Here is a 24,572-nt window from a genome sequence, read left to right as displayed (position 1 = left end):
CCGATGACGGATGACGTGTGGACGATTAAAGCTGCGCTCGAGTGGACGCAGGGGTATCTTGCGCGCAAGGGCGACGAGAACCCGCGTCTTTCGGCGGAATGGCTTCTTGCCGAGGCCACGGGGCTGCGTCGCGTGGAGCTCTACGTCAATTTCGAGAGGCCTCTCTCGATGGAGGAGCGCGATATCCTTCGCGGTTATGTGTCGCGCCGCGGGGCTGGCGAGCCGCTGCAATACATCACCGGCGAGGTTGCGTTCCGCCATATTGCGGTGAAGGTGCGCCCAGGCGTGCTCATCCCACGCCCCGAGACCGAGGTGCTTGTGAGCGAGGCACTCTCGCTTTTGCCTCCCGCAGGCCGCCGCGTGGCACGCGACTCGCAAATCGGTGCCTGGGAGGGCGATCTTCTGCGCGCAGCGGAGGCAGCCGTCGGGGAAGCAGGCGACGGTTCGAATGCGTTTTCCCAGGTAGTTGATGCGCTTGGAGAAGCGGAGGGCTTCACTTCGGACGGCGCGGGCGCCTCGGGCGATTCCGCTGCCGAAACGCTATTCGTGGCCGATTTGTGCACGGGGAGCGGTTGCATCGCGTGCTCGATCGCCTACGAGCGTCCCGACGCGCGCGTCATCGCCACCGACATCTCTCCTGACGCCGTTGCGCTTGCGGGCGAGAACGCGGATGCGCTCGGGCTTGCCGACCGCGTGCGCGTCGTCGAATGCGACCTTGCGGCGGGCGTTCCCGAGGCGGCGATTGGCAAGCTTCACCTGGTTGTTTCCAATCCGCCTTACGTTCCCACCGCCGTCATGGCGGAAATCCCCCAGGAGGTCGCGGCCTTCGAGCCCGCGCTTGCCCTCGAAGGGGGCGCCGACGGGCTCGATGTGTTCCGCCGCGAGATCGAATGGTGCCGGCAGGCGCTGCGTCCCGGTGGCGGCTGCGCGTTCGAGCTGCACGAGACCTGCCTTGACGAGGCGGCGTCTTTGGCGCGCGCGGCGGGCTTCGTCGATGTGCGCATCGTCGCCGATCTCGCAGGTCGGTCGCGCGTTCTCACGGCGCGAAAGCCGGGGTGCTAGCACCTCGCGCAACGCGAGCTTCGGCGGTCGCTCTCTTTGCGGTAGAATAGCGCTATTCGACTATGTCTACTATCGTGAGGAGCGTACATGTCTGCTGATAACGTGCTCAAGGCAAATCTCGAAGAAGCTGCCGCCGTTCTGAGGGAGCGCCTCGGCGATCGCGAACCTGCGGTCGGTATCGTGCTCGGTTCGGGGCTCGGCCCCCTGGCTGAGCAGATCGAGGACGCCATCATCGTCCCGTTCGGCGAGATTCCCCATATGAAGCGTAGCACGGCGACGGGGCACAAGGGCCGCTTCGTGTGCGGCGAGCTCGGCGGGAAGTGCGTGCTCGCCATGCAGGGCCGCCTGCACGGATACGAGGGGAATTCGCCGCAGGAGGTCGCGTTCCCCATTTGGCTCATGCATCTTTTGGGTGTGCGCGCGCTCATCACGACGAACGCGGCGGGTGCTATCAACGAGACCTATGCCCCTGGCGAGTTCTGCATCATGAGCGACCACATCAACTTCACCGGGCGAAACCCGATCGTCGGCACCGAGCCCGACGGCATTGCGTTCCGCTTCTTCTCGATGACCGACGCCTACGACCCCGATCTTCGCGCTGTTGCCCGCAAGGTCGCCCTCGAGCGCGATGTGAAGGTGCAGGAAGGCGTCTACCTGGGGCTTTTGGGTCCGAGCTTCGAGACTCCCGCAGAGATTCGCGCATTCCGCGCATGGGGCGCCGACACGGTTGCGATGAGCGTGTGCGAGGAGGTCATCGCAGCTCGTCATGTGGGCATGCGCGTGCTCGGCATCTCGCTCGTGTCGAACATGGCAGCGGGCGTGGAGGGATCTTCCCCGAGCGATACCGAGGTCTTCGAGGTTGCCAAAGAGGCTGAGCCGAAGTTCTGCCGGCTCATTGAGGGCATCGTCGAGGAGGCTATGCTCTAAGTCGCCTTCCAAGGTGTGTTCTGAATTTAGATAATCAAGCGGCGGCGCGAGGAGAATCGCGTCGCCGCTTTCGTTTGGGAGTATGATTGACCGCGTCAATTGCGAGGGAAAGCGTGTGCTGGTGAAAGAAGAAGCGAAGCGAAAGATCAAGCTGGGATGTGCTGCGGCGGGTGCGCTTGCTGCGGCAGTCCTTATCGCGACCTGCCCGATTCCGGGACTGTCCTATCAGGCGACGGCGGTGCTCGGCATCCTTATCATGGCTATCGTGTGGTGGATTACCGGCGTTCTGCCCGAGTTTGTCACTGCAGTGGTGATGGCGGTGCTCTTCGTTGTGGTCGCCGGCATCTCCGTCGGCGCGACGTTCTCGACGTTCGCGTCGTCCACGTGGTGGTTGCTGCTTTCGGCCTTTACGCTCGGGGTCGGCATGAAGACGAGCGGCCTTATGAAGCGCATCGCGCTTGCGATCGTGAGCAAGTTCCCGCGCACCTTTCGATGCCAGGTCGCAGCCCAACTCGTCACGGGAACCGTTCTCGGCCCCTTGATTCCGAGCCTCGCCGTCAAAGGCGCTATGCTTGCCCCGCTTGCCATGAACATCGGGGACGAGCTAGGCTACGAGCGCCAAGGGAAGCGCGCAACCGGGTTGTTTGCGGCGATGCTCGTGGGTATCCGCACGGTCGCGCCGACGATCGTTTCCGCCTCCATCACTGGTTACGCCCTTATGGCAACGCTGCCCGTCGATGTGCAGGAGCAGTTCAACATGGCGTCGTGGTTTGTGGCGGCGCTTCCGTGGCTTGTCGTGGTGCTGGTGCTGAACTACTTCTTGATCATGGGGATATACGGGCGAGGGGAGAAGGCTGGCGAGTCCTCGTGCGGAGGGACAGACGAGGACGCCAGCCAGCCGATTCCCGATGGATTAGGGCCGCTTTCGGCGGTGGAGAAGCGCATGCTCGCCATCATTTTGGTGACGGTCGTCCTGTGGGCAACCGAGCCGTTCCACCATGTGTCTGCCATGGCGGTCGGCCTGGCCGCGCTCGTCGCCATGTTCGTGCTGAAAGTGATTGACGTGCCTGCATTCAAGTCGGGTGTGAACTGGACGTCGCTCCTCTTCATCGGCATCGCGCTCGGGTTGGGGTCGGTGTTCGCCGAGGCGGGGCTTAACGATTGGGTCATGCAGACGTGCGGCCCCGCTTTCCAGGCGCTTGCGGGCAATCCGTACCTGCTCGTGCTTGGGATCGGCGTGATCACGGTGGTGCTTCGGTTCCTCATCGTTTCCGAGGTGGCGTACCTCAATCTGCTCATGGCATTCCTCGTGCCGATGGCGGCGAGCGTGGGCGTGAACCCGTGGGTGCTCGGATTCTCGGCGTATGCGCTCGTTATCGCCTGGTTCGCGAAATATCAAAGCCCGATATACCTCGCCGCGTTCTATGCGGTCGATGGTAAGATGGCGAAGCATTCAGAACTTGCCAAGTACTGCGGGGTCTATCTTGCGACCTGCCTTGTGGGGCTTGCGGTCTCCGTGCCGTATTGGCAGTGGATGGGCTTGCTGTAGCGGCTTGCCGCAAGACTCGAAAGGGGACTTACATGTTGGTTCTTGCCATCGGAAGCGAAGCGCGCACGCGCAAATACCTTCCCGACCTGCCCATCGTGCGCGAGGTCGAGCTCGTCTGCGCTGAACGGGGCGCATCCGACGACGAGCTTCTCGCGCTTGCGCCCGACGCTGGCGTCGTCGTCGCAGATGCCATAAGCCCGATAGACGCGCGCTTGATTGCGGGTATGCCGAACCTCAAGCTCATCCATTCGGAAGGCGTGGCGTTCAACGCGATCGATGTGGACGCGGCGCGCGCTCGGGGCATTGCCGTGTGCAATTGCGCGGGCGTGAACGCGGGGACCGTCGCTGAGCAGGCTGTCATGCTCATGCTCATGTGCTTAAGGCGTGCGCTCGAAGGCGACAGGGCGGTTCGCGAGGGTCGCCAGATCGCCCTCAAGGAACGCATGATGGTGGAGGGCTTTCGCGAGCTGGGGGATTGCACGGTCGGTTTCGTGGGCTTCGGTGCAATCGGCCAGGCGACTGCCCGCTACCTTCGTCCCTGGGGCTGCAAGATGCTCTACAACAAGCACCATCCGCTCGACGAGGGTCTCGAGAACGAGCTGGGTGTTCGCTTCGCAAGCCTTGACGACCTGCTTGCCACCTGCGACATCGTGAGCCTGCACGTTCCCGTGACCGATGAGACGCGCGGCATGGTCGACGGGGAGTTCCTCGCGAAGATGCGCCCCGACGGCGTGCTTGTGAACACGGCGCGCGGCGACATCGTGAACCAGGAGGCGCTCGCGGCGGCGCTCGAAGCGGGCAACATCGCCGCGGCGGGCCTCGACACGCTCTCGCCAGAGCCTGTGACCTGCGATAATCCTCTCGTGAACCTTTCTGCCGTCGCGTCGAGGCGCGTGGTGTTCTCGCCGCACGTGGGAGGCGTTGCGGAAGGCATGTTCTATCGGGCGCACCGAACGATTTGGGAAAACATCGCCCGGCTCGCAGCGGGGGAAGAGCTCGTCAATCGCGTGTGCTAGCGCCCCCTCGGCTTTTCCTGATCATTATTGGGGTTGACTCTTGCGAATTGCAGCGGAATCGGGAAGTCGTGGACAAAAAGATGCGATATGCGAGCCCGAGATCGCGAATCGCAAGGCCTAACCTGCGAGCCAGTCTTCGCGACCTGGGGTTTTACTGACGACAGCCAGCCTCAAGTGTCCAACTTGACGATTAGGACTCGCATATCGCGTCTTTTTGTCCCCGGAGGCTTCGTTTCCTCTCTCTAACTCGCGTGAGGGGGGGACGCTTGGCGTTCTTGCGCGGTCGCCCTCTGCGAGCGCGACCTAGATGGGGCTGTACTCGCTTCCGGGCAGAAGAAGTCCCTGGCTTTCCATGTCGCGCCCGATCTCGCGGTATTCCTCGGCGGCATCGACGAGGCTGGCCAGTTCGTCGTCGCGAAGGGGACGGATGGGCTTCGCGGGCGAGCCGAACGCCATCCACCCGTCGGGGATGTCGGCCGTGCCCGTCACGAGCGAGCCCGCGCCCACGAGGCATCGCTTGCCCACTTTGGCGCGGTCGATGACGATGGCCCCCATCCCGATGAGCGATCCGTCGCCGATTTCGCAGCCGTGGACGATGGCGCCGTGGCCGACCGTCGCGTTCTCGCCGATACGCGTTACTTCTCCGGTGTTCACGTGGACGCAGCAGTTCTCCTGGATATTCGCGCCGGCTCCAATCTCGATGCTTCCGCCAAAATCGCCGCGGATCGTCGCGCCTTCGAGCACAGTGACGTCGGGTCCGATCGTCACGTCGCCGATGACGGTTGCGTTTTTCGCGATATGCGCCTTGGAATCGATGTTCAGTCCTGCGCGGTAGTCCATGGTCGAACGCTTTCTCTGAGGCGCCGAACTTGATGTTCGGGGGGGGGTGCTATGCTTTTCATTATACGCAATCGAAGAAGCGTGCCCCCATCGCGCTCATAGGTTGTCGTCTTCGTGGAATCGCGCGAAGATACCCTGTCGCTTTGCGGGTTTCGCTGTAAAAGCGTATAGGAGGGTCGTAAACTCCTCTTTACGGCAAAGGGGGATTTGCCAGAAAGGCGCGATTCGGCTGTCAAGTCGGGCTTACGACGATGCTTTGATAGTTGCTGAGATGATGAAGGGGGAGTCATGCAGCTTGATGATATCGAAGTGCTTGTGACCGTTTCGGAGACGAAAAGCTTGTCGCAGGCGGCGGAGCGGCTTTACATGTCCCGCCCCGGACTGTCCCAAAAAATCGCGAACATCGAGGCGCGCTTCGGGATGAAGCTCTACGAGCGCACGTCGACCGGCGTGGTGCCAACGCCCGCCGGGGTTATTGTTACGAAATTCGCGCGGAAGATGACGTCGCTCGAAAGCCTGCTCGCCGCAGAGCTCGCGGCGGTCGACGAGAGCTTCGACTCGACGATCGAGGTCGGGATGAGCTTCGCCGACGGCGTTACGCTTTTGCCGGCGCTCGTGAAGAAGTTCCACGACCTGCACCCCGATGCGCTCGTCCATCTGGAAGCGGGCTACGAACCTGGGCTGCTGAAGAAGCTCAAGGACGGCGACATCAACTTCGCGATCCTGGAAAACGAATCGGTCGAGGAGGGGATCGCGACGGAGACGCTCGGGTACTCCCAGCTGCTCTTCTGCGCGCCCGACAAGCCGCCGTACAATTCGACGCCCCAACCGGTGAAGATCAAGACGCTGCTCGAATGGCCCATGATCATCTACGAATGGGACTCGGGGCGCCATATGGTGGGCAACCGCCACTTCCGCGACCGTTACGGCATCTCGCTTCGCGACCACAACATGGTTGCCCGGTTCGACACCCACGAGGCCATGATGAACGGGGTCCGCGCAGGTTTGGGGTGGACGTCGGTCCCTCGCTGCATCGCGCGGCGCTATCGCAACGACCCGAACATCATCTGGTTCGAAGTGGACACCGACCCCATGCGCTATCCCATCGATCTTGTCTGGAACGCCGAGCGCGCCATCTCGCCGCTTGCGCTCGAGTTCATGGACTTCGTTCGCAACAACATCCCCGATGGGTATTTCTGCTCCGACGACAAACAGTAGGGGATGATGCGTCGCCGCGTTGCTCCGCTCCTCTTATCTGCATGATGGCTCGATCTGATAATGCTCCCAATCGGGAGCATTATCTTTATAGTCGCACACTCAAATTACTGAAGTTAACTTTTTCTCGCTGCAAAGCACGCTTTTCGACCGCCGTAAACGGTTCTTTCCATGCAAGAAAACCTTTACGGCAGCGGTAAGCGACTCCGACAGCGAAGTCCTCGAAACCTCTTTTCAGCGCCGTTTGCGCTCCCTATCCTTCCATTCAACGCCGAATACAAGCCGTTGGCAGGGCCCGTTTCAATTGGCCGACGGCTTATAAGACGAGGGCGTATCGAATGGCTGCGCAACGGGAGGGGTCGCGCAAGCTCGCCGCACCAATGCGAACTGCATACCCGACTGCCCGACTGCGCGGCTCCAAGCAACAAAAGGAGGAGTCGGTGGACAAGCAAGGAATCATCGATGCCAGCCGCGCTAAGCACGAGGGGGAGCGCATCTTCTACACTTCCTGCCCGGCAAACGGCTGCTGGGACTCGGCATGCGTGCTGAAGTGCCATGTGAAGGACAACAAGCTCATCGCCATTGAACCGGACGACTCGGTCAACGCCAACGACAGCCGCGAGGATTGCGGCTGGGAGAACATCTGGAAGGGCAACGTCCAGATGCGTCCGTGCGCCATGGGTCATTCCTGGAAGAAGGAAATCGAGGCTGAGACGCGTCTTCTGCACCCGATGAAGCGCGTGGGCGAAAAGGGCCCCGGCAAGGGCTACTTCGTGCAGATTTCCTGGGAAGAGGCTCTCGACACCATCGCCGATAAGATGAAGGAGATTAAGGCCAAGTACGGCCCCTACGGCATCTTCCATTCGCAGTACCCGTCGTTCGAGAAGAACGGCTTCCCCCTGGCGGCATGGTGGGAAGCGGGCTTCGGCGCGTGGGGCGAGCACTCCACCTCCGGCCATGCCGCTGGCGAGATGCTGCACCTCGGCGTGGACCTCACGAAGGTCGCGAGCGGCCGCTCCGACGCAGCCCCGGGATTCGAGGCTTCCGACATCTTCAACTCCAAACTCTTCATCATGTGGGGCATGGACCCGGTCGTCGCATGGTTCGGTCCGACGTCGTACTACATGCAGCTCGCGCACGAATACGGCTGCAAGACCATCGTCATCGACCCGCGCTACACGCAGTCCGCGGAAATCCTCGCTGATCAATGGATTCCCATCCGCCCCGGCACCGACCTCGCCATGATGCTCGCCATCGCGCAGGTGCTCTACGAAGAGGACCTCATCGACCATAAGTTCGTCGACGAGTGGGTCGACAAGGCGGGCTTCGAGGAATGGCGCGCCTACGTCATGGGCGAAGGCGAAGACGGCATCAAGAAGACGCCGGAATGGGCTGCTCCCATCTGCGCCGTTCCTGCCGAGACCATCCGCGAGTTCGCGCGCCTCTACGGCACCACGAAGCCGGTTCACCTGCAGTACTTCTACTCGTGCGCGAAGCGTCACATGGGAGATTACTCCGCCATCGCGTCGATGCTGCTTCAGTCCATGACCGGTAACATCGCCTGCCCCGGTGGATGCGAGACGGGCGCCTGCCTGCCCACCCCGGGCCGTGTTCCCGCCCCGCGTGCCGACTGGCATCGCGATCCGGGCAACTACAAGCCGCCCGTGCTGTTCAACAACAACTGCCTCACCGAGATCCTCGCTTGCCAGAAGGATTACTGGGAAGGCCGCATGAGCGAGTCCGAGTTTCGTCATCGCATCGGTTCTCCGACCAACGACTCTCCGCTGCCGAACATCCAGATGATCATCTTCGAGAACAACTACGGCAACAACCACTCCAATGTGAACAAGCGTTTCGCCGGTATGGCGTCTACCGAGTTCAACTGGGGTTTCCAGTGGCATCTGAACCAGCCCACCGCCGAACTCTGCGACATCATCCTGCCGGCGCCGATTTGGCAGCTCGAGGGCATGGACGAGTACATGTACGGCCATCAGCGCTTCGTGTCCGGCCCGAACGGCATGCGCAACTACTTCACCTTCTGCGGTCGCGGCCTGGACTTCCCGGGCGAGGTGCGCTCGAAGGAATGGGTCTGGACCGAAATCGCCAAGCGCCTCGGCGTGGCCGACAAGTACAATCCCCGCATGCTCGACGTCGACGTCGATCACTGGGTGGACGCTCAGGAGGCCGTGTACAAGGAGGCCTTCGAGAACTGGGCGAACAACGAGACGATTATGGCCTATCTCGGCTACGAGAAGCGTCCGACCTGGGAAGAGTTCAACGCGCATCCGGTCATCCGCACCGAAATCGACTCGCCGTACTACCCGTTCAGGACCAGGATCGAGCGCGGTGAGAGCCCGTTCGAGACCCCGAGCGGCAAGATCGAGTTCTCGTCGAACTACGTGAAGACCCACGACATGACCGAGTCCCGTTGGCGCGGCCAGATCGAGCCGATGCCCGTGTGGAGCCCGAGCTATGTCGAAGGCGACATCGGATCCGCTTCCAACGACGGCTTCTACAACCCGAAGGTCAAGAAGTACCCGCTGTCGATGGTGTCCCCGGTTTCGATTTACCGCCAGCATTCCAGCAACGACAACAACCCGTTCATGCGCGAGGACTGCTATCGCCACGCGGTGTGGATTTCCGGCGTCGACGCGCAGGCGCGCGGCATCAAGGACGGCGACATCTGCCGTGTCTACAGCGACCGCGGCGAGGTGGAGCTCACGGCCTACGTCACGAACCGCATGATGCCCGGCACCGCGGCCGTGCACCACGGCGCGTGGTTCCAGACCGACGGCACGCCGGCCGAATGCAACACGTTCGGCGAAGACCTTCGCGGCACTCCGAACATCCTGCTTGACGACGGGCATCTGCCCCACATCCTGGGCGCGCTCATCACTGCGGGCCTGGTGGAAGTCGAGAAGCTTCGCGATGGCGACGCCGAAGGTTTCGGCAACGAGGCTGAGCGCGGCGGCATGCGCGGCGCAAGCGTGGCACTGAATTATCGCCGCTCGCTCGGTGAGGGGAAGGAATAAGACGATGACCCAGTATGGTTTCATGTTCGATATGAACCGATGCTACGCCTGCCAGGCGTGCAGCATCGCTTGCAAGGATTGGCACGGCATCGAGCCGGGTGCCGAGAAGTACATGACGGTGTACGAATGGGAAGAGGGAACGTTCCCCAACATCCGCCTGCATTCGCTCGCGTTCCCGTGCGCGCACTGCGAGGACCCGGCATGCGTGAAGGTGTGCGAGTCCGGTGCCCTCTACAAAGAGGATGAATTCGGCGCGGTCTTGGTTGACCAGGACAAATGCACCGGTTGCCGCAAGTGCTACGACGCGTGCCCCTACGGCGCGCCGCGCTTCGCGACCGACGAGCCCACCTGCAAGATGAGCAAGTGCGATATGTGCATTGACCGCTTGGCCGATGGCAAGCAGCCCGCCTGTACCCAGAGCTGTCCGCTGCGCGCTTTCGACTTCGGCCCGATCGACGAGCTCGTGGAAAAGTACGGCGACGTGCGCTACTGCGAGGGCATGCCCTCTCCCGATGCGACCAAGCCCTCCTTCATCATCTGGAACCCGCGCGAGAAGACCCCGCTCATCCCGTACGACGCCGATGAGGCTATCCGCCTGAATCAACAGCGCGGTGATTTGGGCACGATGTTCGAAAGCCCCGAGGATCTCACGACCTTCGACGAGGGCACCATCCGCCGCAACGAGCTCCAGATGAAGCACGACTCCGTCGTCGAGCTCATGCGCGCCACCCGCAACGACATGGCGTAAGCGCCCGACCTCCCGCAGGCCGGGAACCTCCGGCCTGTGGGAGGGCTTTAAGCCGTTCGCGATATTCCGCCCGATCGATCAAGGGGACTCGGGCGGGCATTCTCGAATGCACGTCGCTGCATCAGAACCTTCCCGTACCGCCAACGCGGGAGTCTCTTTTGCAGCGGCATTGCAGATAATCAACCTGCTTTACGAAAGGGGAAAGCACTATGGAGTGGATTGGAGTTATCGGCATCATCGTCGGTCTCGTCTTCTTCGTCATTGCAGCCATGAAGGGCTGGAATGTTCTTATCACCTCCGTTGTGACCGCCGTCATCATCGCGGTCACGAACGGCATGGGCATCGCCGATGCGATGCTCGGTGCGAAGTCGTCGTATGTGACGGGCCTCGCAAGCTTCGTTCAGAAAAACCTGCTCATCTTCGTGGGCGCGGCGATTCTGGGTGAGTACATCGATAAGTCGGGTGCTGCGAAGTCCATCGCGCAGGCGATCATGAGCAAGGTCGGCACGAAGAGCCCGTATCTGGTGCTCCTAGCAATCGCCGCTGTCGGCGCGATTCTCACCTATGCCGGCATCTCGATGTTCGTGGCGATGTTCGCCCTCATCCCGCTCGCTCGCCCGATTTTCAAGGAATGCAACATCCCCTGGCATCTGTTCTGCGCCGCGTGGACTCTGGCCGCCTGCTCGTTCACGATGGCCATGATTCCGGGCGTTCCCGCCATCGCGTGGATCAACGCCGCTAACGGCTGCGGCGTCTCCATGACCGCAGCTCCCGTGCTCGGCATCGTCGGCTCCATCATCGCGATCGTCGTTTCCTGCCTCTACATCAAGTTCGCTTTGAAGCGCGCTCAGGCCAAGGGCGAGACCTACGAGATCACCGCCGCCGACTCCGAGGCTGCCGAGCAGAAGGAGACCCCGAGCGTGTTCATGTCCTTGCTGCCGCTCATCGTGATGATTGTCATCATCATCGCAGGCTCGCAGCTCGGCGTGGCGAACGTGGTCTACATCGGCATGATCGTCGCCATTGTGGTCTCCATGATCGTGTTCAACAAGTTCATCCCGAGCCAGCGCGACACCATGGGCAACGGCGCGAAGAACGCTCTCGGCCCCGCGCTGTTCACCTCTGCGGCCGTCGGCGTCGGCACGGTTGCTGCGGCATCCGTCGGCTTCACCGTCATCTACGAGGCAATCTTCAACATGCCTGGCGGTACCTACGTGTCCGCCGCCACCATGGCTGCTGTTCTTGGCGGCGTCATGGGTTCTGGCTCGGGCGCTGTGGGCATCATCGCCCAGAACTTCCTTGAGCCTTACCTGGCCACCGGCTGCGATCCGGCTGCTCTCGCGAAGATCATTGCGACGGCTGCGACCATCGGCGGCGCGCTTCCGAACTCCGGCGCGATGTTCGGCATGCTGGCTGCTATGGGCTTGAACCACGGCAACTCCTACAAGCACATCGCCGCCATCTCCATCGGCGCCGGCCTGTGCGCACTGATCGTCATGATCGTGCTCGCGAACCTGGGCGTCGCGTAGCGCGAAGTTGTTCTTGGCGGTCACGGCCACGCGCGCGCGACCGCTTTCCATCCTGCTTTCGCGGGCGGGCGAGTAGCAGGGTCTCACTCGACGATGGGCGCTCGCCTTGGGCGCCCATCTCTCAGGGAAGAGGGCTGTCCCCTCCACAAAACAGCTCTTCTATCCCCCTGTAAAGGCTGTCCCTCCAAATCAGGTTCCTTTTCCCTCGCTCAGCAAGGGACCGCTCGGCAGCCCTCTTCCCTGAGATGTTCGGCTCATCTTCGCGTTGCTCGATGATTCAGACCGCAAGGAAAAGGGGAAGTATGAACAAAGGGGAATGTGTGGCTTCGGCTGCGAAGGGGAAAACACCGGCTGAGGTTGCGGCTCCGGCTCAGGGCAGGGCGCCGTCGAAGGACAAGGCGACCTCGCAGTCGTCGCTCTTCGAGCACGTGCCCGATTCGGCGCGCCTGGCTTGGCCCGACATCGCCGCTATCCTTTCGGGCGTCGTGTCGTCCCTTTCGAAGCTCATGGGAGGCGGCATTGTGGCCTTCTACGCAGGATGCCAGCTTGGGGGCGTGGCGATGGCGATCACCTTCGCCCTCTCCTTCGTCCTGACCTACCTCGTGGGGAAGATCACCTTTCGCGAGGGGCTGCCCAACAACGTGGCCTCCCGTCTCTACATCTTCGGCACCAAAGGTTCTGCGGTGGGATCTCTCATTTGGATCTTCCTGATCGTCGGCGTGCTCGCCGTGGGCACGGTGCAGCTCGGCAACGCCATCCTCTACGCCTTCGGGCTCAACACGACCTGGGAGCGCTGGGTGCTTTTCGTCGGCATCTCGTGTGTCTGGATCTTCATGGCGCTCTTCGGCACGAAGGTGATTGCGCGTATGAACGCGGCGTTTGTCGTGGCACTGTTCTGCGTGATGGGCTACGTTGTGTACCTGATCGCCGCGAACGGCCAGATGGGGGATGCCCTCACTCATGGCGTGATGATTCCCGGCGTGGAAGTGGGGCAGGGCTTCGCCTACGGCGTGAACTACGCCATCATGACGAGCGGCCTGCTCGCGCTGTTCGCCGCCGACTTCACGCGCTATGCGCGCAAGGAAAGCGATCTTGTCCCCATCGCCGGCGTGGGAAGCCTTTTTGCCGTGATCACCTACCTCTTTGGCGCGCTCATCACGTACTTCGGGTTCTCGCAAGCCGTCGAGTACTTCAGCGCGCAGGGCTACGATGCGACGGGCGCTGCGCATGCGGCGATCACCAACCCTGGCATCTCGCTTGTGCTCGCAGCGGGAGGCGTCGGGCTTGCCATCATCTGCCTCTCGCAGATGAAGGTCGAGACCTCCAACTCCATCGGCGGCGCGAATGCGGTGACGAACCTGTTCGACTCGCTTTTCGGCGTGAAGCTCTCTTGGCCGGTCGCCGTCGTCATCGCGAACGCCATCGGCCTCGCCTTCATTCTGGGAAACATCTTAGACCAGGTGAACGCCTTCATGAGCTTCGGCAGTATCCTCACTATCTCTTGGTGCATGCTGCTCATCACGGACTACTACATCGTCCGCGGCCCCTTAAAGATCGGCAGCCGCGGTGTGCCGCTCGCCTCGGTCGAGTCTGTCAACTGGCGCGGCGTGGTCACGCTTGCCGTGACGAGCATCGTGAACATGGTCCTGTACTCGGCGGGCATCGTGTCCGTTCCCTTCCTCACCACCGCTCCCATGACTGTTGCGCTCTACCTGGTCTTGAGCCTCGTTTTCAAGACCCGCGTGCGCGAAAACGAGAAAGCGCGGCTTGAAAAGGTTGCTTAGCAAAGGGGCATTCGGGGGTATCATAGGGTCATAGATTGCGGGGCGCACCCGTAGGCGCCCTGCTGGACCCTCGAGAAAGAAGGATGCTATGGCGGTTATGCCCAAAGAGGTACAAGACGCGTTCAACCAGATGAAGAACATTGTGCTCGCAACGGCAACCCCCGATGGCGTGCCGAACGCCGACCCGATGGGAATGAAGAAAGTCATCGATGCCGAGACGGTTTACATCTCCGACCAGTTCTTCAACAAAACGCTTGCGAACCTGAAGGAGAACCAGAAGGTTGCCATCACCTTCTGGGGAGACGAGGGCGCCTACCAGATTCACGGCACCGCGACCTACATCAACGAAGGCGAGCAGTTCGAGGAATTGAAGGCGTGGGTGGACGGCTGCTTCGCTGCAATGGGCGCGCCCATCACGGCAAAGGGCGGCGTGCTCGTGCATGTTGACGAGCTCTTCACCTGCTCGCCCGGCCCGAACGCTGGCGCGAAGCTCGCGTAGCGCGGCTTTCTCGACATAGTCATCGCGCCTCCTTTTGCCGGGGGTGCGCATTCTCGGCCCCAAGGCGGAAAACCTTGGGGCCGAGTCGTCTTTGGACGGGAAAAAGCCTGCTCCGAGCCGCCGTTCTATTCGAGACTTCATTCTTCTGGTATGAGCATATTTTCTCGCCACGGCAACGATTTTCAGCACATGACGGGGATACCCCGCGCTTGCGCTCCGCTACCATCGCCTCTTGTGCGCAAAATGGTTTGCGGCCGCTTTTCGCCTCGGGGGATTGTCTTTCCTGCAAGGCGTGGGCGCAGGTAGCGGGAGATGGGAAGCTGTCAGAAGATGAATCAGAGCAAAAGCTACGTTTACGCGTTGTTCGCCATCGTGGTAGTAAGCACCGGCTTCGGGGCATGACGCAGACGGCGCTCAATGCCATGGCAGATGTCGTTCTCAGCGATTTAGGGACGGAAATCGGCTGGGGCCAATGGCTCGCGACGATCTACATCTTCTGCATGGGCGCGGCGGTTCCTCTCGCTTCTTATTTGCAGCGGAAACTGTCGGTTCGCTCCCTTATCTTGTACTCGTACGGTCTCTATCTCATCGGGTCGTTGTGCGACTGCCTTGCGGTCAACTTCCCGATGCTCATTATCGGCCGCGTGCTCGAGGCGCTCGGCACCGGCGTGCTCATGCCGTTGCTGCAAACGATCGCTATGACGCGTTTTCCCGAGAACCGTCACGGGACGGCAATGGGGATTGCGGGCATCGCCCTGGGGTTCGCGCCTAATATCGGCCCGGTTGTCGGTGGCGCGCTGTGCACGGCGTTCAGCTGGCGCGCGATGTTTCTCATCTTGGCGTGCGCGTCGGCCGTGCTGATCGTTTGCGCGCTTGCCGTCGTCCGGGAGCGCGAGGTGGAAGACGCTGCTGCCCATCTCGACGTCACCTCGCTCGTCTTTTCCACCTTCGGCTTCGGCGGGCTGCTGCTCGGTTTCACGGCTGCTGCCAACATGGGGCTAACCGAGCCGCTCGTGTGGGCGCCGGTGCTTGTGGGAATCGCGTGCGTCGCATTGTTCGTAACGCGCCAGCACACAATCTCAGAACCGCTCCTCGACCTGCGGATTTTCACGTTTCGCGAATATCGCGTGAGCATTGTCGCGCAGTGTTTGCTCTATGGCTGCTTTATGGGGATGACGCTCATCATCCCGCTCACCGTCATCGAGGCGGGCGGGCATAACGCCTTCGAGGCGGGCCTCGTTTTGTTTCCCGGAGCGTTGGCGGCCCTTGTGTTCGAGCCCGGTGCGGGCATGGCGACCGATCGCTTCGGCGCGCGAAAGGTTGCGATATTCGGTGGATGCTTCCTCGTCGTGGGCGCCCTTCTGTGCTCGATCGTTCCAAGCGATGCCCCGCTGTGGCTCATGGCGTTAGGTCAAACGCTGCGCTGCGTGGGCCTTACGACTCTTATTCCCACCACGACGTCATGGGGCTTGGGTTCTTTGGGGAAGGCGGGGCTGACGACGCACGGCTCTGCGGGAATGATCATGTCGCGCCAGATCGCAGCATCCCTTGCGACGGCGGTCATGGTTTTTCTCATCGGGTGCTTCCCGCTATCGGGCGAGTATATGGGCTTCCACGTCGCGCTCGGGTTCTCGGCGCTCCTTGCGCTCGGCTGCCTTCTCGTCGTCATCGCGAAGATTCCTCGCAGCAGAAAGGGTGCGAACTCGTAAAGCGTCCCCAACTCGCTCAATTGACCACCAACTTGGGTTTTGCTCGCGCCGACGGCAAATAGTACGGGGCTGGGGGCTTCGTCGGCCTGCGAGCGCGCTGCTGCTCTTCCTCTCCTCGGAACGTCCGCGACCTTTCGCGGGCGTTCGTTTTGTATAGGGGCGCTTTCCCTCGGCGCGAAAGCCCGTTCTCGGGTATCATAAATAGGTTGTACTTTTGGCATTTAGGAAAGACGAACGATACCCATGATCTTGCAGCTCGAGCATATCTCCAAGTCATTCGGCGGCCGCGTACTGTTCAGCGACGTCACCTTCAAACTTGAGGAATACGACCGCCTAGCGCTCGTCGGCCCGAACGGCGCCGGCAAAACGACCATGCTCAACATCATCTCCGGCGAGGAAGACGCTGATGAGGGTCGTATCCTGTTCGCGAAGGGCGCGCGTGTGGGCTATCTCGAGCAGGAAGCGATCGAGATGGACGAGCAGCCCATCTTCGACGAGGTCATGGCCTCCCAGGTTGAGGTGCTCGCCGCCGAGAAGCGCCTTCGCGCGCTCGAAGAATCGCTCGGGGAAAACCCCACCGAGCGCGACCTTGCCGCCGCGGGCCGCGCGCGCGACGAGTTCGAGCGGCTGGGCGGCTATGTCATCGAGGCGAAGGTGCGCGGCGTGCTGTTCGGCCTCGGCTTTAAGGAAGACGATATGCGCCGCATGACGAGCGAGTTCTCGGGCGGCTGGCAGATGCGCATCGCGCTCGCGAAGCTGCTGATCAGAAACCCTGAAGTGCTGCTGCTCGACGAGCCGACGAACCATCTGGACCTGGAGAGCGTGAAGTGGCTCGAAAGCTTCCTTCGCAGCTATTCGGGCACTGTCATCGTCGTCAGCCACGACCGCGCGTTCATGGACAACATGGTCGATCGCGTGGCCGAGGTCGACAACCAGCATGTTAACCTTTACAAGGGAAACTACACCGCCTACCTGCGCAAACGCGCCGAACGCATCGAGCGGCTGAAGCAGGAGCGCACCAAGCAGATCGAGGAGATGAAGCGCCTCGAGGCGTTTGTCGAGAAGTTCCGCTACAAGGCGACGAAGGCTCGCCAGGCGCAGGAGCGTGCGGCGAGGCTCGAGCGCCTCAAGGCCGAGCTCGTGGAGATTCCTGAGGAAAAGAAGACAGTGCACTTCAACTTCAAGCAGCCGCCGCGCACAGGCGACATGGTGGTCGAGGCGCGCGGCTTGCGGAAATCCTTCGGCGACCATCACGTCTACGACGGCTTGGATTTCACGATGTATCGCGGCGAGAAGGTGGCGCTCGTCGGCCCGAACGGCGCCGGTAAGTCGACGCTCCTGAAGATGATCGCCGGCGTGCTCGCGCCCGATGCGGGATCGATCAAGTATGGCAAGCACGTGTCGAAAACCTACTATGCTCAGCATCAACTTGAGGAGCTGACCTCGGGAAACACTGTGTTTGAGGAAATCGATCACGTGGCGCCGGGCTGGACGATCAGCCAGGTGCGCACGCTTTTGGGCGCATTCCTCTTCAACGGCGACGACGTCGACAAGCGCGTGAGCGTGCTCTCCGGCGGCGAGAAGAGCCGCCTTGCACTGGCGAAGATGCTCGTGGCGCCGCGTCCTCTGCTGTGCCTCGACGAGCCGACCAACCACTTGGACATTGCGAGCGCCGACATCTTGGAGCAGGCGTTGAACGCGTTCGAGGGCACGGTGCTGTTCATCACACACGACAGGCACCTCATCAGGGGTGTTGCAAACCGCATCGTGGAAGTGAAGGACGGCCGCGTCACCAACTACGCGGGCGACTACGATTACTACCTATATAAGAGCGGCCAGCTCGATAGTGAGGCGCCGAAGGAATCATCGCTCGTCGACGAGGTCATGGGAGGCTCGGGCGGGAAGGCCGCGAGCGCGATGAAGGCGGCAGGGAAGGCTCCGGCGTCGGGTAAGACCGGATCGGGCAACACGGCTGGCGCCGGCGCTTCGTCGGGTGCGAAGACACAGCTCACGGCCCCGCGCGGAAGCGCCCCGAAGACCAAGGAGCAGAAGCGCCGCGAAGCCGAGGCGCGCAATCGGGCCTATGCAGCGCTTAAGGGCCACCGCAAGCGCATTGCCGAGCTCGATAAGCAGATGGAGCGCGATAACGCGCGCATGGCGGAACTGCTTGAACTTATGGCCGACCCCGACTTCTACATCAACGAGGACGCCTCGTCGGATGCCATCGCCGAGCACGCCCAGCTCAAGAAGCGAATCGCTGCAGCTGAGGAAGAGTGGTTCGTGTTGAACGAGGAGCTCGAAGCTGAGATGGAGAAGCAGAAAGCGCAAGCGTGATTCGTGCGTTGACCTGTTGCTCGCAGCTGATTCGCTGGGTTTCGGGCCGGCTCCACGCGCAGTTCCGCACGAGCCGAACAGCCCAGTGGGCTGTTCGTGCGAGCTCAGGACTGTTTGAGCATGGAGCTGGCGCGGAATCCAGCCCCACGTTACCGATTGCTTGCATTGCGCGGAATAAGAGGCGGAAGTGAAACCCCTGAACATTGTGCTTGTCGAACCTGAGATCCCCCAGAATACGGGCAATGTCGCCCGCACATGCGCCTGCACGGGCTCGGTGCTGCATCTGGTAGAGCCGATGGGCTTCCGCTTGACGCAGCGCAACCTGCAGCGTGCGGGCTGCGACTATTGGGATGACGTCGAAATCGTGCAGTGGCCATGTGCGGACGCGTTCTTCGAGGCGCACGGGGGAGACGAGCTGCACCTGTTCACGGGGCACGTGTCGCGCAGCTACACTGATGTGGCGTACGGCGAGGGTGCGTTTCTCCTGTTCGGACGCGAGAGCCGCGGGCTTGATGAGGCGTTCATCGAGCGCTATCTCGACGCGTGCGTTCGCATCCCCATGCGCGAGAACGAGCGCAGCTTGAACCTTTCAAATGCCGTGGCCATCGCAGCCTACGAGGCCCTCCGCCAACAATCCTGGCCGAACATGAGCTAAGCTTCCGTCCATCGGCAGCGCACGTCATTCTGCGGAATCGCCTCGATTATCTCCGTCGAAACACGGCTGCTCAAACGGGCATACACCCTTAGCGGCGATGTTCGCCTCTCTTCAATGCTTGCATCCTTAAGGTTGCTTGCAGTTTGGTACAATGCACCAAACTGCTCGATTGCATCATTGAAACGCGGAGGTACGGCATGGCGAATCCATGGCGCAAAGCGCTCTCATCATTCTTGTCAATTGTGCTCGTTGCGGGGCTTTTGCCCTGCGCATCATTCTACGGTTCGGCATGGGCAAGCGATGCCGAAGGTGAGGCCTCTGCCTCAGACGCTGCTCAGGTTGCGGAAGGTGCCTCAACTGCGGATTCGGCCCTACCTGCCGATGCCGACCAATCCTCCGAGTCAACGCAGTTCGCAGCTGTGGCTCAACCTGCGGACTCAACGCAGCTCGCAATTGCCGCGCAATCTTCAACCGAGATGCTGCCGTTCGGAAATACCATTTCCGCGGCAGGCGAGGATCATTCAGCTGCTATCACCGAGAATGGGGAGCTTTGGATCTGGGGCCGCAACTCGGAATTTCAACTCGGATATTCGTCGGGCGATGAGAAAAACTATTATCCGAAGAAGCTTATGGACGATGTTGCGAGCGTTGCTCTCGCTACAAATTTTTCGGCTGCCATCAAAAATAACGGGGAGCTTTGGACGTGGGGCTGGAACTGGAAGGGCGTGGTCGGTAACGAGGATACGGGCAGTCCCCATGGATTCGCTCCCGCAAAGCTCATGGACGATGTCGTCAGCGTTTCGCTCGGCTATCTTCATGCCGCCGCCATCAAGCGCGACGGATCGCTTTGGACGTGGGGCGAGAATTCGCATGGCGAGCTTGGCGACGGGACGACTAACGACAGCGGCAACTATGAGCCAAAAATGATAATGAATAATGTCGCTGCCGTTTCTTTGGGCACTGGTTATTCCGCCGCGATTGATTGCGATGGGGCGCTCTGGATGTGGGGCGACAATTCGAAAGGGCAGTTCGGAAACGGCACGACTGAGAGTAGCACCACCCCCATCAAGGTTATGGACGGTGTTTCTGCTGTGTCGCTTGGCGGGTCTCATACTGGGGTCATCATGACAGATGGGTCACTTTTGACCTGGGGGTGGAATCTTGATGGACAGTTGGGGGATGGAACGACCGAGGATAGCAGTGTTCCCGTCAAGGTGATGGATGATGTAGCTTCGATATCATTCCGCTGTTGTAACTCCTCGGCTGTCAAGAAAGACGGCACGCTGTGGGTGTGGGGCGATGGCGCATACAACCAACTTGGAGTGACTTCTTGGGACCAGCCTAAGCCCGTACAATACCTCGAAGGGGTTGTCTGCGCTTCGGTGGGCATGAACCATTCTGCCGCCCTCAAGCAGGATGGCACGCTTTGGACGTGGGGTTGCAACAATTACGGACAGCTCGGCTACATGACCTTAGAACAGCAGTGGACACCTTACCAAATCATGGACAAAGTTGCCCTTCCTGCGGGTTCGTCGGGCGCAGTTCCGCCCGAAACGATTCCCTCCGACCCCTTCACGGCAAGCGCTTGGTTTAAGGCTTCGGGCGGCGATGGAGAAGCTGCGACTGTAGTGAACTGGGACGACGCGTGGTTTAACACCTCTTCGTACACGTACAACCACGACCTTGCCACCACTGCCGCCGTGCTCGCCGCCGCGGCTTACGACGAGTCGTTCGTGAAAAAGACGTTGCGAGACGAGCTCGGCTTCAGCGCGTTCGATTCGGTGGAATATCACCCCGAAGGGAAGGACTACAACGGCGACTACGACCAGGTTGGCTACTCCATCGAGACGCGCATGACCTCAAACGGCGTGCCGATCATCGCCGTCATCGTGCGCGGTACGCCCGGCAACGGCGAGTGGCTTAGCAACCTCAACGTCGCCGACACGCTGCAGAATTCCGACCAGGAAACGCACGAGGGCTTTAAGGCGGGGGCGCTGCGGGTGCTTCGGGCCCTGCGTAGTTACGTGTACGACAACGGCATCGACCTCGACGAAGCGCGCGTGCTCATCGCCGGCCACAGCCGGGGCGCTGCGGTGTCGAACATCCTCGGTGCCCGCCTCGACGATGGGCTGACAACCGACGCGGGGACGCTCTCGCCCGACAACGTCTACACCTTCACGTTCGAATCGCCCAACGCCACGCGCGCAAGCAACCGCAGCGATGCCAAGTACGGCAACATCTTCAACATCGTGAACCCCGAGGACGTCGTCATCAAGGTGCCGCTTGGCGAGTGGGGCTACGGCCGCTACGGCAATGATCTGGCGCTGCCTTCCAGGTCGAACACGCTGAGAGGCGACTACAAGGCGCAGCTGGCAAAGATGAACGAGTATTTCGAGCGCTTCAGCGATGGAGAAAAGTACCGGGGCTATCTGACCGGCTCCGTCACCGCTTCATCGATTTCGACGGAGATGGCGATGCTCGCCCGATCAACCTGGTGGTACTACCACAATCGTCTGGCTGGCGTGACACCGCATGAGGTGTTCACGAGTCTCGTGAAGGCGGCCATCATGAACACCGCCGACAACGGCGACTATGCCGTTTTGTACGCAGCGATGGTGATTCCGCAGTATAAGCTCCTGTTCACGGCCATTTTCGGCACGGGCGCGCTCAATGGGGCGTTCATCACGGGCAAGGGCGTGGTGCACGGGCATACGCAGGAAACCTACGTGGCGTGGATGGAAAGCGATGAGGCTGCGCTCGGCGAGTTCCCCGAGATATTCGCCCGCAAGAATTACCGCTCGCTGCTTGTTGCCTGCCCGGTCGACGTTAAGGTTTACGACGCCGAGGGCAATCTTGTCGCATCGATTTCCAACGATGAGGTTGACGAGACCCTGCTTGAAGAGGGTCTTCCCGCGGCGGTAACGTCCGACGGCGTGAAGATGGTCGATATTCCCGCCGGTGGCGACTACCGCGTCGAAGTCACCGCGACCGACGGCGGCGAGATGGACGTGACTGTCGAGGAACGAGATGTCCTAAGCAGCGATCCCATCAGCGTGAAGAGCTATCAGGGAGTCGCTATCGAGGAGGGCGATGTGTTCTCGCTCGATGCGTCCGCGCAGGATGCCCCCGCTGATTGCGTGCTCGTAGATGACTCGACTGGCGACGAGGCGAAGGCTTCCTCCGTCGCGTCGGGCTCAGACTTGGAAGAGTCGACGGTGTCCGTTTCCGCGGAAGGTGAAGGCGACGTTTGGGGCGGCGGCACGGTGGTCGCTGGCGGCAAAATCGCCATCCACGCGCGAGCATCGGAAGGCAGCGTGTTCATCGGGTGGCAGCGCGAGGGCGCTTCGGGCGAGCGGGAAGCGATCGCCGGCGGTGCTGATATCGAGGTGCGCGCATCCGAGGATGTAACGTATGTGGCGCAGTTCGCGAGCGTCCCGTCTGAGTTCCCCGACGTCGACTACGCCGAGTGGTACGCCGAGGGCGTGTCGTTCTGCTCCGCGAAGGGCCTTATCACCGGCTATGCGGAAGGCCCCGATGCCGGCCTGTTCGGCGTGGGCAGGCCCCTTACGCGTGCGCAGTTCGCCATGATCCTCTGGCGCGCAGCCGACCCCGACGCTGCCGCAGCGTACAAGCCTGCCGACACGCCTAACACCACGGGTATGGACGATGTCGAGTCCTTCGTGTGGTACACCGGTGCTGCCAACTGGGCTGTTGCCAACCAGGTGATCAACGGCTTCAACAACGGCGACGGCACGTTCAGCTTTATGCCCAATGAGCCGGTGACCGCTGAGCAGGTGACCAAGATCTTCTGCAACTACGCGAATGGTGGCCAGGCCGGCGATCCGGCGGCTCTCGGCGACTTGACCGATAGCGATGCCATATCCGATTGGGCAGTGGGTTCGGTTGCCTGGGCCAAGGAGTCCGGCCTTGTCAGCGGCTACGACAACCACGACGGAACCTACACGTTCGCGCCCTCCGAGAGCACTTCTCGCGAGCGCGCCGCAACCCTGATCATGAAGGCGTATCGGCAGGGGATTTTGAAGTAGCGCGAAGTCGACGCCTGCGCTGGTGTTAGGATCGGCGCGGGCGTCTCGCCATGACTGCCGTTCGGTGCCGGCGCCTGTTTTAGGACGGGCGCCGGCACTGGCGCACTCTGGCTCCTTGCGCCCGCAAGCGCAACGCCTTCTCGCTTTCCATCTGCGCACTTTTCGCGCAGGGGAGTGAGGTGCGCGCTCTGCGTGCTTTCCCTTGCGCTACACTTATGACCCATGTCATCACAATATCTTGCCTACATAATCTGCTCGGTCCTAAGCTTCGTGCCAGCCATCGTGTTTCACGAGGTGGCGCACGGGTTTGCGGCATACAAGCTCGGCGATCCCACGGCTAAGCGCGCGGGGCGCCTGTCGCTTAACCCGCTCAAGCACGTTGACCCGTTCGGCACGGTCATCCTGCCTTTGTGCATGCTCGCGATGAGCGGCCCCGTGTTCGGCTACGCGAAGCCGGTTCCCTACAACCCGTCTTACTTCAAGAACCCCAAGACGGGCGACGTCATCGTTGGCCTTGCCGGACCGGCGGCGAACCTCGTGATGGCCGCCCTCGCCGGCGCTATCGCCTGGGCGCTCTACGGCCAAGCGCCCGCGCTCGTCGCGCAAAGCAAGGCGTTCGCGTACTTCTACCTCATGTTCCTCCCCATGTTTGCGCTCATCAATCTCTACCTGCTCTTCTTCAACCTGCTGCCCATCCCGCCGCTCGACGGCTCGTCGGTACTCGCGCTTTTCATTCCGAGAAAGCACATGCACACGTACTATCGCGTGCAACAGTACGCCATGCCCGTTTTCATGATCGTCCTCATCATTCTGCCGTATGTCCTGCACGTGAACCCCGTCGGCGTATACCTCGACGTCACAGCGGGCAATGTGGCCAACCTGCTGTTCCCGTTCAGGGTTTCCTAGGGGGCGAAGCTGTGTCCTACAAAGTCCGCACTGCAAGCTTCGAGGGTCCGTTCGATCTTCTGCTGTACCTGGTGAGCAGGCAGAAAGTCGACATCGGCGCCATCTCGATCACCGAGATCGCCGACCAATACCTCGTCGAGGTCACGCGCATGAAGAACCTCGACCTCGACGTGGCGAGCGACTTTTTGCTCGTGGCATCGACGCTGCTCGAGATCAAGGCGCAAAGCCTCATCCCGCAGGAAACGCCCGAAATCGACGACGATATCGCGGAGCTCACCCCGAGCGAGGCGCGCGATATCCTGGTCGAACGGCTGCTCGCCTACAAGCAGTACAAGAACGCGAGCTCCGCCCTTCACGCGCGCTTCGTGTCGGAAGGTCGCATGCACACGCGTCCATTCGGTCCCGATGCGAGCTTTTTGAACCTCATGCCCGACTACCTGAAAGACGTCACGCTCGACGGCCTCGCGCTCACGTGCGCCCGTGCGCTGGCCCGACGCGATGTGTTCCTTCTGGAAAGCGAGCATATCGCCGCAAAGCCCATTCCCGTCGAAACGCACGTGCGAGCCATCCACCAGCGCATCGTCAATCGCGGGCACCTGCGGTTTTCCGATTTGGTCGACGGGCGCACGCCGACGCCAGTCGTCGTCGTGACGTTCCTCGCGGTGCTCGAGCTCTACAAGCGCTCCATGGTGAAGATCAACCAAGACGAGCTGTTCGGCGA

General features: G+C 61.5%; 17 protein-coding genes. 16 read left to right on the top strand and 1 reads right to left on the bottom strand.

Features of this window, described 5'->3' with window-relative positions:
* The first annotated feature begins 3 nt into the window (after nt 1–3).
* From Q0G18_RS04820 to Q0G18_RS04805, 4 genes are all read left to right on the top strand, one after another.
* Complete coding sequence (locus Q0G18_RS04820) at nt 4–1,062, top strand: HemK/PrmC family methyltransferase (RefSeq protein WP_297150114.1); 1,059 nt, start codon at nt 4–6, stop codon at nt 1,060–1,062.
* A gap of 87 nt (nt 1,063–1,149) precedes the next feature.
* The gene (locus tag Q0G18_RS04815) at nt 1,150–1,989 is read left to right on the top strand and encodes a purine-nucleoside phosphorylase (RefSeq protein WP_297150110.1); all 840 of its coding nucleotides are present in this window, start codon (nt 1,150–1,152) and stop codon (nt 1,987–1,989) included.
* 115 nt (nt 1,990–2,104) lie between these two features.
* Complete coding sequence (locus tag Q0G18_RS04810; protein ID WP_297150108.1) at nt 2,105–3,538, top strand: SLC13 family permease; 1,434 nt, start codon at nt 2,105–2,107, stop codon at nt 3,536–3,538.
* 32 nt (nt 3,539–3,570) lie between these two features.
* Nucleotides 3,571–4,554, top strand: a complete 984-nt coding sequence (locus Q0G18_RS04805) for a 2-hydroxyacid dehydrogenase (RefSeq protein WP_297150106.1) — start codon at nt 3,571–3,573, stop codon at nt 4,552–4,554.
* A 303-nt stretch (nt 4,555–4,857) separates the two neighbouring features.
* Here Q0G18_RS04805 and Q0G18_RS04800 read toward each other — a convergent pair whose 3' ends face one another.
* Complete coding sequence (locus Q0G18_RS04800; RefSeq protein WP_158049377.1) at nt 4,858–5,394, bottom strand: gamma carbonic anhydrase family protein; 537 nt, start codon at nt 5,392–5,394, stop codon at nt 4,858–4,860.
* Nucleotides 5,395–5,682: 288 nt separating this feature from the next.
* Here Q0G18_RS04800 and Q0G18_RS04795 point away from each other — a divergent pair, with 288 nt between their 5' ends.
* The 12 genes from Q0G18_RS04795 to Q0G18_RS04740 all read left to right on the top strand — a co-directional run.
* On the top strand, nt 5,683–6,612 hold the full coding sequence (locus Q0G18_RS04795) for a LysR family transcriptional regulator (protein WP_297150103.1): 930 nt from the start codon (nt 5,683–5,685) through the stop codon (nt 6,610–6,612).
* A gap of 437 nt (nt 6,613–7,049) precedes the next feature.
* Nucleotides 7,050–9,641 (top strand): molybdopterin-dependent oxidoreductase, encoded by a 2,592-nt coding sequence (locus tag Q0G18_RS04790; RefSeq protein ID WP_297150101.1) that lies wholly within the window; start codon nt 7,050–7,052, stop codon nt 9,639–9,641.
* Nucleotides 9,642–9,645: 4 nt separating this feature from the next.
* On the top strand, nt 9,646–10,389 hold the full coding sequence (locus tag Q0G18_RS04785) for a 4Fe-4S dicluster domain-containing protein (protein WP_158049374.1): 744 nt from the start codon (nt 9,646–9,648) through the stop codon (nt 10,387–10,389).
* A 209-nt stretch (nt 10,390–10,598) separates the two neighbouring features.
* Nucleotides 10,599–11,918: an SLC13 family permease gene (locus tag Q0G18_RS04780; protein ID WP_297150098.1), complete on the top strand. Its 1,320-nt coding sequence runs from the start codon at nt 10,599–10,601 to the stop codon at nt 11,916–11,918.
* A gap of 302 nt (nt 11,919–12,220) precedes the next feature.
* Nucleotides 12,221–13,702 carry a hypothetical protein gene (locus Q0G18_RS04775; RefSeq protein ID WP_297150096.1) on the top strand — a complete coding sequence of 494 codons (1,482 nt, stop codon included), beginning with the start codon at nt 12,221–12,223 and terminating at the stop codon, nt 13,700–13,702.
* A 97-nt stretch (nt 13,703–13,799) separates the two neighbouring features.
* Entirely contained in the window at nt 13,800–14,201 is a 402-nt protein-coding gene (locus Q0G18_RS04770) for a pyridoxamine 5'-phosphate oxidase family protein (RefSeq protein WP_297150094.1), read from the top strand.
* Between the two features lie 398 nt (nt 14,202–14,599).
* Nucleotides 14,600–15,910 carry an MFS transporter gene (locus Q0G18_RS04765; protein WP_297150092.1) on the top strand — a complete coding sequence of 437 codons (1,311 nt, stop codon included), beginning with the start codon at nt 14,600–14,602 and terminating at the stop codon, nt 15,908–15,910.
* Nucleotides 15,911–16,153: 243 nt separating this feature from the next.
* A complete protein-coding gene (abc-f, locus tag Q0G18_RS04760; RefSeq protein WP_297150083.1) occupies nt 16,154–18,244 on the top strand; it encodes a ribosomal protection-like ABC-F family protein in 2,091 nt (696 codons plus the stop codon).
* 187 nt (nt 18,245–18,431) lie between these two features.
* A complete protein-coding gene (locus tag Q0G18_RS04755; RefSeq protein WP_297150080.1) occupies nt 18,432–18,899 on the top strand; it encodes a tRNA (cytidine(34)-2'-O)-methyltransferase in 468 nt (155 codons plus the stop codon).
* 242 nt (nt 18,900–19,141) lie between these two features.
* Entirely contained in the window at nt 19,142–22,945 is a 3,804-nt protein-coding gene (locus Q0G18_RS04750; RefSeq protein WP_297150112.1) for an S-layer homology domain-containing protein, read from the top strand.
* Nucleotides 22,946–23,167: 222 nt separating this feature from the next.
* A complete protein-coding gene (locus Q0G18_RS04745) occupies nt 23,168–23,851 on the top strand; it encodes a site-2 protease family protein (RefSeq protein WP_297150077.1) in 684 nt (227 codons plus the stop codon).
* A gap of 11 nt (nt 23,852–23,862) precedes the next feature.
* A partial coding sequence (locus Q0G18_RS04740; RefSeq protein WP_297150074.1) for a segregation/condensation protein A occupies nt 23,863–24,572 on the top strand: 710 nt, incomplete at its 3' end.

The sequence above is a fragment of the uncultured Ellagibacter sp. genome (genome assembly GCF_934636505.1).
GTDB lineage: Bacteria > Actinomycetota > Coriobacteriia > Coriobacteriales > Eggerthellaceae > Ellagibacter.
The sequence above is the reverse complement of the archived record's forward strand: the minus strand, read 5'-3'. Positions and strand labels throughout refer to the sequence as shown.

Coding starts and splice junctions, on each gene's coding strand:
- Q0G18_RS04820 (WP_297150114.1), top strand. CDS start 4: ATGACGGATGACGTGTGGACGATTAAAGCTGCGCTCGAGTGGACGCAG.
- Q0G18_RS04815 (WP_297150110.1), top strand. CDS start 1,150: ATGTCTGCTGATAACGTGCTCAAGGCAAATCTCGAAGAAGCTGCCGCC.
- Q0G18_RS04805 (WP_297150106.1), top strand. CDS start 3,571: ATGTTGGTTCTTGCCATCGGAAGCGAAGCGCGCACGCGCAAATACCTT.
- Q0G18_RS04800 (WP_158049377.1), bottom strand. CDS start 5,394: ATGGACTACCGCGCAGGACTGAACATCGATTCCAAGGCGCATATCGCG.
- Q0G18_RS04795 (WP_297150103.1), top strand. CDS start 5,683: ATGCAGCTTGATGATATCGAAGTGCTTGTGACCGTTTCGGAGACGAAA.
- Q0G18_RS04785 (WP_158049374.1), top strand. CDS start 9,646: ATGACCCAGTATGGTTTCATGTTCGATATGAACCGATGCTACGCCTGC.
- Q0G18_RS04780 (WP_297150098.1), top strand. CDS start 10,599: ATGGAGTGGATTGGAGTTATCGGCATCATCGTCGGTCTCGTCTTCTTC.
- Q0G18_RS04775 (WP_297150096.1), top strand. CDS start 12,221: ATGAACAAAGGGGAATGTGTGGCTTCGGCTGCGAAGGGGAAAACACCG.
- Q0G18_RS04770 (WP_297150094.1), top strand. CDS start 13,800: ATGCCCAAAGAGGTACAAGACGCGTTCAACCAGATGAAGAACATTGTG.
- Q0G18_RS04765 (WP_297150092.1), top strand. CDS start 14,600: ATGACGCAGACGGCGCTCAATGCCATGGCAGATGTCGTTCTCAGCGAT.
- abc-f (WP_297150083.1), top strand. CDS start 16,154: ATGATCTTGCAGCTCGAGCATATCTCCAAGTCATTCGGCGGCCGCGTA.
- Q0G18_RS04745 (WP_297150077.1), top strand. CDS start 23,168: ATGTCATCACAATATCTTGCCTACATAATCTGCTCGGTCCTAAGCTTC.